Genomic DNA, 11,717 nt, shown 5'->3' with positions numbered 1-11,717 from the left:
GGGGAGGGTGAATTCTGCAAACAATTAGGGTGGTTTTTTTAAAGGTTTATGTAACTATTTGATTGCCAATAGACTTTTTTTTGTTTTTTTTAACATTACAGTCTACATTGCTTTTTTATTTTCAAAAATGGCGTAATCTCAAAATGACTGTTAGAGATTTTTATGTTACCAGGTTGTTTGTTATAAGTAATATTATATTATTTATGGCGGTGTCTGCAGCAGCACAGCCTCCGGAGTTTAATCACCTCACTGTGGAAAACGGGTTATCGAACAATTCAGTCCTGTCCATCGTACAGGACAGCAGGGGGTTTATCTGGCTGGGAACATCAGCTGGGCTCAACAGGTATGACGGATCAAAAATAAAAGTATATACACCCGATAGTAACAGCAGCCAGAGCCTCTGGTCGGCAGGCATCCTTTCTCTTTTACGCGATTCAAAGAGCGCCATATGGATTGGTACGAACACCGGCCTTAACAGATACGATGAGCAAAAGGACAATTTTGAGCGGATCCGGTTGCCTGCAATAGGAACTGCTGCCATCAATTGCCTTTACGAAGACCACCAGGGCACGTTATGGATAGGCTCCAGTAAAGGAATATTTGCCTTCTTAACCAATGGAACCAAACGTCAACGGCTTCAGTTTACAACTCCGCGTGGTGCCCCGGTGACCACTGGAGTGGTAAGGACTATTTTCGAAGATCACCAGGGGAACCTGTGGATTGGTACCAGCAACGGGCTGATACGGATGTGGAAGGAAAGGCAACAGTATTTCTCTGAAAATTTCTTTTATGATCCATCCAGACCGGAAAGCCTGAGCAGCAATAATATTTCCGTCATCTATGAAGATCCGCAGAATCATTTATGGATCGGTACCCAGAACTCCGGTCTTAATCTTTACCGTCCGGCGAACAAAACCTTCCGGCGATTTATGGCCGGTAACGGTAACCGGGGCCCTATCCATAATAATATCCGCAGCCTGGTGGCGCGCAATAACAATGAGCTGTGGATCGGTACCCAGGAAGGCCTTAGTGTTATGGATATTAATAATGGTGTACTTACTTCCTATCAGAATGAAGGCGACAATGTGAAAAGCCTTAGTCAAAACTCAATCTACAGTTTATATAAGGATTCAAACGGTTCTATGTGGGTAGGCACTTATTTTGGTGGCGTTAACCGTGTAGATGCTTTTTCCACCGGCTTTAAAGTAATCCGCAATAATGGAAGCAGCAATACCCTTGCTAACAATGTAGTGAGCACCATTCTGGAAGACAATAATAATAACCTGTGGATGGGCACTGAAGGTGCGGGGCTGATCTTTTATAACCGGAAGAACCAAAAATACCAGGTTTTTAAGAACGAGATCTCTGATCCGTTCAGCATTGCATCCAACCTGGTAAAGGTGGCCTATATTGATAAAGACGGTAATATATGGTGTGGCACACACGGTGGCGGACTGAATGTTCTGAACAAAGCTACCGGAAAGTTCCTTCATTATCTATACCTGCCGGGTGATGCTGAAAATGCCAACCTGGAAATACTGACTCTTACTGAGGGAGGAGAGGGCCTTTTTTGGGTAGGTACCAGCAGGGGGTTACGGGTATTTCAAAGAAAAGGCCTCCAACTGAATGAGCTTCCGTTAAAACAGATCAATAACAAGTTAAGCGGCTTTATTGCCAGTACATTATACACTGACAGGAAAGGCCAGGTCTGGATTGGTACCTCCTCAGGTTTACATGTAATAAAGCACTACGTCCTTAAAACCATCAGTACAACCTTATCTGTTAATACCATTTTTGAAGATCGTAAAGGGATGATATGGATCGGCCTGCGAACAGGAGGTATAGCATCGTGGAACCCTGTTTCCAGTCAATTGACGCGGTACAATCATCCCGGTGCGCCATCGGCAAACATCCTGGGCATCCTGGAAGATCCTAACGGCTGGCTATGGCTGAGTTCTGACGAAGGGCTTTTCCGGTATAACCCCGTCAGCAAAACCACGCTTTCATACTCTGTATCTGACGGGCTTGCTGGAGGGGAATTCAATTATAATTCACATCTTAAAGATCATAACGGTTTTTTTTATTTTGGCGGATACCATGGGATCACTTATTTTCTGCCGGCTGATATAGAAGTGAATCCTTACAAAGCCCCCCTGGTATTTACCAACCTGTGGCTGGGCAACAGGCAGGTTCAGATAAATGCACCGGACGGGCTTTTAAAAAAGAACATCAGCCATTCTGATCAGCTCACGTTCCGGCCGAATCAGAATCTATTTACCATAAATTTTGCACTGCTTAATTTTATCAAAAGCGATAAAAACCGGTATGCCTATAAGTTGTCGGGTTTTGACAGGGACTGGAAGCAGGTACATAACCCCGCGGCTACGTATACCAATCTGCCTCCAGGCGATTATCAGTTTTTTGTTAAGGGCGCCAATAATGACGGTATATGGACGGAACCAATCATGGTAAAAATAAAAGTACTCCCCCCGGTGTGGCGAACCTGGTGGGCTTATGCTATTTATACATTTCTTCTTGCAGGTGTTCTTTTTTTGGTTATACGCTTCTTTTTTCTACGCGCATTGTTTAAAAAAGAAGAAGAACTGCATCAGGTAAAGCTCAATTTCTTTACCAACGTTTCCCATGAGCTGCGCACACATCTCTCACTGATCATGGCCCCCGTTGAAAAATTAATCGATATCAACCACAAGGATCCTTTTACGTCCCAGCAGCTCATGCAGATAAAGAATAATTCTAACCGGCTGCTTAAGCTGGTAAGCGAGTTGATGGACTTCCGCAAGGCAGAATCCAATCATCTGGATCTGCGCGTCAGCAAACAGGACCTCATTTCCTTTCTACAGGACATTTATACCAGCTTCCGTGAATTATCCCTGGCAAAAAATATACGGATCGCTTTTACACACAACTCAAACCAGGTCTTTTTATACTTTGACGAGGAGCAACTGGAAAAGGTCTTCTTTAATTTACTGGCCAATGCGTTTAAGTTTACCCCCGAAGGTGGCCATATCAGCGTAACGGTGAACACACAGCCCGGCTTTACCGAAATAATCGTCTCCGACTCCGGCAGGGGAATTGCGGCCAAATACCTGGGTAAACTATTTACCAATTATTATCAGGTAGCCGATCATGGGATGCAAAATACGGGCTATGGTCTCGGGCTGGCATTGTCCAGAAAAATTACCGAATTACACCATGGAAGTATCCGGGTGGAAAGTACCCCCGCAACTGCCACAACTGAGGGGCGCACTTCTTTCTTTGTACGACTCCTGCCGGGTAAAAAGCACTTCGAAGGAAATGCGCATGTTACCATACTGCCAGGCAGGAAGCCATTCCCGCCTGCTACCCGGCAAAGTATTCCTATCCGGGAAAAGCCAGCGCCGGTTGCACCGGCCGGTATTCGCATCAAACGGCAAACAATATTAATTGCGGAAGACAATCCTGAATTACGGGCGCTTATTAAACAGCAGTTAGAACCTTACTATCTTGTGCATGAATCTGCAGATGGTGCGGATGCCTGGGAAAATGCAAAAGAGCACCTTCCGGATCTGATCATCAGCGATATTATGATGCCGGGTATGGATGGCATTATGTTGTGCAACCGGTTAAAGACCGACCAGCGCACCTGTCATATTCCCGTACTGTTATTGACCGCAAAAAGCACGCAGCATGATCAGGTAAAAGGGTTGGAAAACGGAGCCGATATTTATCTGACCAAACCCTTCAGCACAAAGATCCTGGAGCTGCATGTAAATAACCTTCTGCAGGCCCATAAAAGATTACAGGAAAAAAATATGCGGGAGCTGAGATTTTTTGCTGCAAGCACGCAATCCGTAAGCACAGAAGACCCGCAACACAAAATGGACAGCGATTTTCTGGCAGCAGTTACTACAATCATTGATGAGCACCTGGAAGACCCGGGTTTTGTAGTAGAACAATTGTCACGTAAAGTAGCAATGAGCCCGCCTGTGCTTTATAAAAAGATCCGGGCGCTCACAAACCTGTCTGTAAACGAATTTATAAAAACCCGCCGCTTTAAAAAAGCCGCAGCACTGTTGTTGCAAAAGGGCCTGACCATTAATGAAATATCTTATGCTGTTGGATATGAAGACCGCAAATACTTTAGTAAAGAATTTAAAAAATATTTTGGTGTTGCGCCCAGCGATTTCAACCAGCATATTCTGGAACAACATAAACAAATGTTGAACACGAACGAAATTATATAGCTATAGAATACCGCAGGTTAGTATAAAGCAGGAACATTTCCTTTATAAACAAGTATGAAATTAGCCTCACCAGCGCCTCTGCATTGCAGGATCCAATTACTCCATTCTCGGAGGGGCTACCAGTACGGGAATGGTGGCATGGCGGATAATGTATTCTGCCAGCGACCCGGTTAAAATGCGCCCGATCCCTGAACGCCCATGTGTTCCCATAACGATCATGTCCGCACCCCATTGTTCCGCAATGTTGATGATCTCATCTTCCGGCAGCCCTTCCGGTGTAAACTTTTCTACCTGCCCGATGCCATCGTATAACCGCAGGTACTGGCCGATTGTATTTTCTGCCTCGTTCAGCAAAAGGGTTTCGCTCTCTCCTGTTGTAATGCCCAGATCCGCATTCACAATTTCTTTTGCCCTGTTCACCACGTAGATGATCCCTACAGCTGCATTTAGCTGGTGGGCTAATGCAAAGCCGGCTTTTGCTGCCTTCATAGAATAGGAACTGCTGTCGATGGCTATCAGTATTTTTTTATATTCCATGATCTTTGTTTACTTACCTGGTAACGCTTAAACCTAAGAATGTTAAGAGCAATCCGATATTCACACTTAACCCTATATATAAAACAAAATAGAGATAGCTGCCCTGCCGGAACAAGCTGATGCTTTCATAGGAAAAGCTGGAAAAGGTGGTATAACCGCCACAAAGCCCCGTGATCAGGAACAGCCTCCATTCCAGCGTTAGCGCCGTATACTTATTGGAAAGGCCATATAACAAGCCGATCACAAAACAACCGGTAATATTGATCAGGAAAGTACCTGCGGGGAAAGTAACAGTGATCAGCTTACTTACACCCACCTGTACCAGGTAACGAAGCATGCTACCCAAACCGCCACCCAGTCCTATTATAAGTATCGGTTTCATATTTAATTATTCAATGTCCCAGAATTCCACCTCTTTATAAATAACTACTTTACCCAAAAGCAACTCTCTGTGCTTCAGGAAAAAGGTTTCCAGCCGCTCCCGCTTATCGATCAGTTCCACCACCATTGCCAGTTGTGAATTATTTCCTTCTGCATTAAAAGTAACGATTTTTCCATCAGCAGTATAGCTGGTTTGCGTATTGTGCACTGTTGCATTGATGATGCCGTCCTTCCTGGCTTCTTCAAGGATGTGCAGGTAGGCGGATCTCGGAAAAATCTTCCTGAATAAGGAACGCTCACCGTGCCTTACCTTATGCGCGGGTTCTATATAAATACGCAGGTTGCCTAATACATGGTTCTTTACTTTGTGATGCGCCATTTCTTTCTGCTTTTAATTCGTTTTTCCCTCACCTCGTGCAGGGTGGCATTATTGTGATGGTTCAGATGATGCACTTTAGATACGGCAATCCGCTGCGCATGATAAATACCTGCATGGCCGCTGAAATAATAAGCCGTAAAACAGGCTACCGCATAATACAATACATTGTCTGCACCAAACAATTCTATCCCCATAAACGTGCAGGCAATAGGCGTATTGGTAGCGCTGGCAAATACGGCAATAAAGCCCAGGCCGGCCATCAGGTCTGCCGGCGCGCCGGTATGCGCAGCAATGGTATTGCCCAGCGCGGCGCCTACAAAGAACAGGGGCGTTACCTCACCGCCTTTAAAACCCATTCCTAATGTAACAGCCGTGAACAACAGCTTCCAGAACCAGCTGAAATCCGTAGCGCCACCTGCTTTGAAACAGGAAAGGATAGACACTGCATCCGGATCCGGATTGGAAACGCCGAGACTTAAATAATCCTGTGTGCCTATAATACAGGTCAGCGCAATAACGATGCAGCCTCCAATAAAAGGGATCAGCCATTTGATCCTGATGAACCGGTTGCTGTAATTTTTAATGGTATGTGAAAGCTCTGCAAAAATATACCCTGCCAGCCCGAACAGCACGCCGCCCAGGATCACTTTTAATAACAAAACAATATCAAGATGAAAGATGCCAAAGAATACTTTTCCTTCTTCAGCAAAGCGGATAGCATAATGCGTATGGTGTATGCCCCAGGCAGCGCAGGTAATATCTGCCACCACACTTGCTATAAAACAGGGTAACAGGGCATCGTGCTTGATGCGCCCAAGCGCCAGCACTTCCAGGGCAAATATGGCCCCGGTAATGGGGGTGCCAAATACAGCACCAAAGCCTGCTGCAATACCCGTCATCAGGAAGGTCTTTACATCTTCCTGCGAGAGCTTTAATTTTTTTGCAAAGAACTGGGCAATGCTTCCCCCTATTTGCACAGCCGTACCTTCACGTCCGGCCGAACCGCCAAAAAGGTGCGTAATTACGGTAGTGATCAGCACCAGCGGCGCCATACGGAAAGGAACACCTCCACCGGGCTCATGGATCTCATCCATAATTAAATTATTGCCTTTGTCGGAGTTCTTGCCCAGGTACGTGTAAAGCCCATAGATCAGCACCCCGGCAGCGGGCAGTAAGAATAACAGCCAGGGATGCCCGAACCGGAAATGAATGGCTTTATCCAGCAGCCATAAAAAGAAGGCGATCAGGGAACCGACCGCTATGGACATCGGTACGGCCAGTACTGTCCATTTCAATAAATACGAAAGAATAAATACGTGTTCAAAGGAAGTCTTAAGGAGGCGCTTTTTCTTGTGTCTTGTCATTTTCTACAAATTCATTTTGAGCAATCACCAGGACCGCGTTTAAAATTTGTAGGCGCCATCAGATCCCGCAAAAGGCGTGAACGGTTGGTTCAGGAAGACACCATTTCCTGTTTATAAAGCAAAGATACAACTAATCTTCTGCATGATCAATAGGAGCTTCCATCCCCTTCCAGATTTTTTTTGCGGTCCAGTCTTCATCTTTTCCGTTCCATAAAGGGTCTGAAGGCGGCAAACCCAGGAATACCAGCCCTTCAGCACACAGGTATAAACTGCCGGTAGAAATATATCCTTCGCCCAGTATGGATTGCTTTCCCATGATGCCGGTCTGCAGCCAGCCATTGGGGTCAAAAGTACCGGGCGCTTCCATTTGCCGTTTTACAACCGTATATAAAGCCGCGCGTACCTGCTGTGGCGCTACAGACGCATCCAGCTCTTTTTTTAATGCCATCAGGGAAAGCGCCTGGAATGCCCCGAAGCGATACGCCAGCGACCTTCCGGTAACCGGGTAGGTCCCTTCCGGTGAAATCATCCGTTCCTGCACTGCCGCATAACGCCGGGCACGCTTCAACTCAAGCTGATACACAGAATCAATATAAGAAGAAGGCGTTTTCTCTTTCATTGTTTCCAGCACTTCCAGGAACATCGGGTGAATCACAAAGCTGTTATAATAATCCCAGTGGTAATGAGGACCGTCTCCGTATGTGCCATCCCCTTTATACCATTCCAGGTGTTTCTGAATAGCCACGGTAACGGGCTCCTTTTTTTGATCGCCGCCAAATTTCAGGATGGCAGCTTCCACCATGGCACTAAACAACAGCCAGTTATTTTGCCCGGGCTTTATAACCCGGCTTGACTTTAATGCATCAATGACCTGCTTTTTTGTTTGCGCCGGTAAGGGCTCCCATAATTGTTTCGGAGCCCTGATCAGCCCCTGTGCCATAAATGCCGCATCTACCAGGGCCTGTGCGCCCTTATGAAAATTTAAAAAATCCGCGGCGGCAGGGTTAACCGCATTGGCCAGCGCCTTTCCTGCCAGTAAAATATATTTTGCCCGCAGCTTTCCTTCAGCCGTGGCATCAGGGCCTAATTCCAGCCAGGGCGCCATCCCCGCAAGCAATCGGCCAAATGCTTCCAGGTGGCTGAACTGCGCCCTGTCCTTACCGTTGCTTTCAACAGGCATATTTTTATGCAATGTATTTTGAGCCAGATTGGTTAATACAGGGTCTGCGATCTTACAAAGGGCCGCCACCAGATAAGCCCGTTCTTTTTGACCTTCCTCCTGAATACGATTTTGGGCTTTTACGGAGCATACACTATAAAAAAGCAAACTGCAAAAAAGCATTTGTTTAACACCATATGTTGACAGCCTTCTTTTTTTCATAGAACCTTTTAAGTTGAACAATACTGTTTCTGTTTGTTGACGGAGTCTCAATCCTAAAGCCGTCCGCCGGCATCTTTTAACCGCTTCAGTGCTTCAATGTAATAATAATCGGCATAAGAAAGCGCCACATCAACTTCAGCATTCGCAGGATGGCTGCCCACACTGTGCATCAGCAGAAAGCCGCCGTTCTGCCCCGGCGCTGCCTTATACGCCGGCCCGGACAGGCTGTTCAGCATTTCCTTTGCCGCGTTCAAGTAGGTTGCTGATAGCTTTTTATCCACATATGAAGAAAGCTCTATCAGCGCTGAAGCCATGATAGCCCCTGCCGAAGCGTCACGATCGGTATTGGGAATGCCGGGAGCGTTAAAATCCCAGTAAGGGATCTTGTCTTTGGGCAGGTTGGGATTATTTAAAATAAAAGAGGCAATATGCTGCGCCTGGCGCAGGTATTTCCGGTCCTTTGTTTCGCGGTAGCACATCGTAAACCCATAAAGCCCCCAGGCCTGCCCCCTGGCCCACGCAGATGCATCTGATGCCCCCTGTGCCGTTTGCTTTTTAATAACAGCTCCTGTTTTGGGGTTATACACTACCACGTGGTAAGAACTGTAATCCGGCCGGAAATGCTGCTGCATGGTGGTGTTGGCATGCTTTACCGCAATATCATAGAACTGCCGGTTGCCGGTTGCCTTGGCTGCCCAGAACAACAGTTCCAGGTTCATCATATTGTCAATGATCACCCGGAATTCAGTCGTGTCACTTATTTTGCCCCAGGAGCGGATGCAGCCCACTGCCGGATTGAACCGTTTTGAAAGAGACGTGGCGGAGTTAACCAACACCTGCTTTACGGCTTCACCCGGTTTTATTTTATACAGGTTGCCATAGCTGCAATACATCATAAAGCCCAGGTCGTGGGTTCCGGTGTTATACTGTTCCGGCTCCATCAGCTTTACGCGCCGCAACCCTTCTTCCAATGTCCAGGAGTTTTTTGTTTCTGAATACAAATAAAACAGGGATCCCGGATAAAAACCGGCCACCCAGCTGCCGGGGCCGCAGGCTTTTACCTGTCCGTGGTCAGAATACTGCGCCAGTTTATCCGGCGGGAGGTTCTTTGAAAGCAATTGAAACTGGCTGATCGCAGCAGTGAATTCATTCCCGATCTTATCAGCAGACTGGGCCATACCTGTTACCGGCAGGCCCGTGATCAGCAGAACGGGCAATAAATAAAAGGGCAATAAAAACAGACGCTTCATAATGGCAAATTGTTCAGTCATAGAAGGTGAATAGGAACTAAGGTACGAAAAGGAAAAATGCGATCGCACATCTGCTGTACAAAAACAACGATAACGTTTGAGATAGCTGCCGGGAGCGTTGGAATAAGGAATAAGGAATAAAAAATAAGGAATACAGAATGTAAAAAGAGGCAGCGAACAGTGAATGGTGAATAGTCAATAGCGGGTATGTCTTATAACTGATAACTGGATACTCAAACCTCAATTCTTAAAACCATTAAATTTGCAGTTTTGTTCAATATCTGTTACCACAGGCCTATGCGTCATTTTTGCACATTTTTGTTATTGCTTACAAGCTGTCTGACCGGTTACGGCCAGCAACCCGTTTTTAAAATTGTTCCCCTGGGCGTTTTTGGTGGTGGTATAGAAAGCAATCTTTCCAGCTACATGATCGCTCCTGCAAATTCATCTGATTATGTTTGCCTGGATGCCGGCACCGTCCGGGCAGGGATCCGGAAGGCAATTGAAAACAAGCTGTTCCCGGGTCAAACAGACGTGCAGGTGCTTCGCCGGAATATAAAAGGTTACCTGATCTCCCACGGGCACCTGGACCACCTGGCGGGGATGGTGCTGAACAGCCCGGATGACACTTCAAAATATATCTATGCGCTGCCCGATGTGGCAAAGATTCTTACAGACAGGTATTTTTCCTGGAAAAGCTGGGCTAATTTTACGAATGAAGGGGAAACGCCTCATCTGAGCAAATACACTTTTACCCTGCTGGATACAGCCAGGGAAGTGCCCCTGTTAAATACCGGCATGCAGGTAACGGCATTCCGGCTGAGCCATGTAAACCCTTATGTAAGCACTGCATTCCTCATCCGGCATAATAACGGGTATGTATTATACCTGGGTGATACAGGAAGCGATGCCGTTGAAAAAACGGACCGCCTGAAAAACCTTTGGCAGCATATTGCGCCACTGGTAAATAAAAAGCAGTTAAAAGGCATTTTGATTGAGACATCCTTTCCTGATGAACAGCCGGATAATGCACTATTTGGCCACCTTACCCCCCGATTGCTGAACAATGAATTAGCAGTGCTGAATGCCCGTTGCCAACCCGGAATGCTCAGCCGGGTTCCGGTCATCATTACCCATATAAAGCCGGAAGGCAACCACGAGGCTGCTATAAGAGAGCAGCTTTTAAAAAACAACCCGCTGAAGATGCATTTTCTGTTTCCCGGACAGGGAAAACAGCTTCTTTTGTGATCTTTAGCAGCGGGTAGTAACGTACAGTTCCGAGGCCCCGGAATCCGCTGATAGTTCTGTCTTCAGCGTTGTCTGCGTTCCGAAACTTCTTCGGAGCTGCGGGAAATTTATCTGGTATAACATTTCGTTTGGAGGCTCCCTAAAAATATGCAGAATGCGCTGATGGTTCTGTTGTTAGCATTGTCCGCGTTTCAAAGCCTCATATTGCTGTCAGCTTATGGCCCGAGCCTACAGCTCTCCGTTTTTATTACCGTCACTTTAACAACGAGCTGAAGTGAAGTTCTTTGTTAACACATCCGGTCGAGGCTGCACCTCTGTACGCATCATTATAGCAATTCCTAAACAATGCGCTGCAGCTCTTTCCAGGCCCAAAGGCCATCGGCCTGGTTCATGGAACGGGGATGACTACCAAGGCTCCCTGATTGTCATATTGAGTCTCAGATAAAAAGAATTAAATTCTTTAAAATGGCCCTCTTTTTTACCGTCACCCTGAGTTTTCCATTTGCAAAAACAAAATCAATAAGGCTATGTCGATCCTTCTCAGGGGTTACCCTGAAGATGTCATCCCGGACCTGTTCCGGGTTTTTGTTTCAGGGCCTGTTGAGCGGTACCATACACAGGAGACTGACCAAAAAGTCTGTTTATAGTAGATTGTCGTTCTGAACTTGTTTCAGAATCTATTTACAATCAGACGCCATTTTAGATGCTGAAATAAATTCAGCATGACAAAAAGGGCTTTTTGGTCAGCCCCAACTAAAACAGGATTGGTTTCAACATATCATATAATCTGTCATGGGCAGTCTGTTGAAATACAGGCAATCAGGGGGTTAGCCTTCATCAAGCCCGTCCGACCGGAGAAAACGGGCGGGCTCAGGCTTACTTTTGGTCAGCCCCAAAAAATCCCTATAGAACTTTGAGTGCCACCGGCACGAT

At 46.3% G+C, this 11,717-nt stretch carries 8 protein-coding genes and 1 riboswitch; of the genes, 2 read left to right on the top strand and 6 right to left on the bottom strand.

Annotated elements, in window-relative coordinates; all coding sequences use genetic code 11:
• Positions 1-203 precede the first annotated feature (203 nt).
• Positions 204-4,244 (top strand): hybrid sensor histidine kinase/response regulator transcription factor, encoded by a 4,041-nt coding sequence (locus A8C56_RS08200; RefSeq protein ID WP_067761766.1) that lies wholly within the window; start codon positions 204-206, stop codon positions 4,242-4,244.
• A gap of 96 nt (positions 4,245-4,340) precedes the next feature.
• On the opposite strand, the gene A8C56_RS08195 is transcribed toward A8C56_RS08200, so the two are convergent.
• The 6 genes from A8C56_RS08195 to A8C56_RS08170 form a co-directional block, all read right to left on the bottom strand.
• Positions 4,341-4,781, bottom strand: coding sequence for a universal stress protein (locus A8C56_RS08195; RefSeq protein WP_067754364.1), 441 nt, complete (start codon positions 4,779-4,781; stop codon positions 4,341-4,343).
• A gap of 13 nt (positions 4,782-4,794) precedes the next feature.
• Complete coding sequence (gene crcB, locus A8C56_RS08190) at positions 4,795-5,163, bottom strand: fluoride efflux transporter CrcB (RefSeq protein ID WP_067754361.1); 369 nt, start codon at positions 5,161-5,163, stop codon at positions 4,795-4,797.
• A gap of 6 nt (positions 5,164-5,169) precedes the next feature.
• The gene (locus A8C56_RS08185; RefSeq protein ID WP_067754358.1) at positions 5,170-5,541 is read right to left on the bottom strand and encodes a DUF190 domain-containing protein; all 372 of its coding nucleotides are present in this window, start codon (positions 5,539-5,541) and stop codon (positions 5,170-5,172) included.
• On the bottom strand, positions 5,523-6,905 hold the full coding sequence (locus A8C56_RS08180; RefSeq protein ID WP_067754355.1) for a voltage-gated chloride channel family protein: 1,383 nt from the start codon (positions 6,903-6,905) through the stop codon (positions 5,523-5,525). Before A8C56_RS08180 ends, A8C56_RS08185 begins: the two co-directional genes overlap by 19 nt.
• A 42-nt stretch (positions 6,906-6,947) precedes the next feature.
• Positions 6,948-7,022, bottom strand: a riboswitch (Fluoride riboswitch).
• 13 nt (positions 7,023-7,035) lie between these two features.
• Positions 7,036-8,286, bottom strand: a complete 1,251-nt coding sequence (locus A8C56_RS08175; RefSeq protein ID WP_084490103.1) for a DUF2264 domain-containing protein — start codon at positions 8,284-8,286, stop codon at positions 7,036-7,038.
• A gap of 53 nt (positions 8,287-8,339) precedes the next feature.
• Complete coding sequence (locus tag A8C56_RS08170) at positions 8,340-9,536, bottom strand: glycoside hydrolase family 88 protein (protein WP_067761762.1); 1,197 nt, start codon at positions 9,534-9,536, stop codon at positions 8,340-8,342.
• A gap of 297 nt (positions 9,537-9,833) precedes the next feature.
• Between A8C56_RS08170 and A8C56_RS08165 the strand changes: the two genes are divergently transcribed.
• The gene (locus A8C56_RS08165; protein ID WP_067754352.1) at positions 9,834-10,784 is read left to right on the top strand and encodes an MBL fold metallo-hydrolase; all 951 of its coding nucleotides are present in this window, start codon (positions 9,834-9,836) and stop codon (positions 10,782-10,784) included.
• Positions 10,785-11,717 lie beyond the last annotated feature (933 nt).

It is taken from the genome of Niabella ginsenosidivorans (genome assembly GCF_001654455.1).
GTDB lineage: Bacteria > Bacteroidota > Bacteroidia > Chitinophagales > Chitinophagaceae > Niabella > Niabella ginsenosidivorans.
The sequence above is the reverse complement of the archived record's forward strand: the minus strand, read 5'-3'. Positions and strand labels throughout refer to the sequence as shown.

Coding starts and splice junctions, on each gene's coding strand:
- A8C56_RS08200 (WP_067761766.1), top strand. CDS start 204: ATGGCGGTGTCTGCAGCAGCACAGCCTCCGGAGTTTAATCACCTCACT.
- A8C56_RS08195 (WP_067754364.1), bottom strand. CDS start 4,781: ATGGAATATAAAAAAATACTGATAGCCATCGACAGCAGTTCCTATTCT.
- crcB (WP_067754361.1), bottom strand. CDS start 5,163: ATGAAACCGATACTTATAATAGGACTGGGTGGCGGTTTGGGTAGCATG.
- A8C56_RS08185 (WP_067754358.1), bottom strand. CDS start 5,541: ATGGCGCATCACAAAGTAAAGAACCATGTATTAGGCAACCTGCGTATT.
- A8C56_RS08180 (WP_067754355.1), bottom strand. CDS start 6,905: ATGACAAGACACAAGAAAAAGCGCCTCCTTAAGACTTCCTTTGAACAC.
- A8C56_RS08175 (WP_084490103.1), bottom strand. CDS start 8,286: ATGAAAAAAAGAAGGCTGTCAACATATGGTGTTAAACAAATGCTTTTT.
- A8C56_RS08170 (WP_067761762.1), bottom strand. CDS start 9,536: ATGAAGCGTCTGTTTTTATTGCCCTTTTATTTATTGCCCGTTCTGCTG.
- A8C56_RS08165 (WP_067754352.1), top strand. CDS start 9,834: ATGCGTCATTTTTGCACATTTTTGTTATTGCTTACAAGCTGTCTGACC.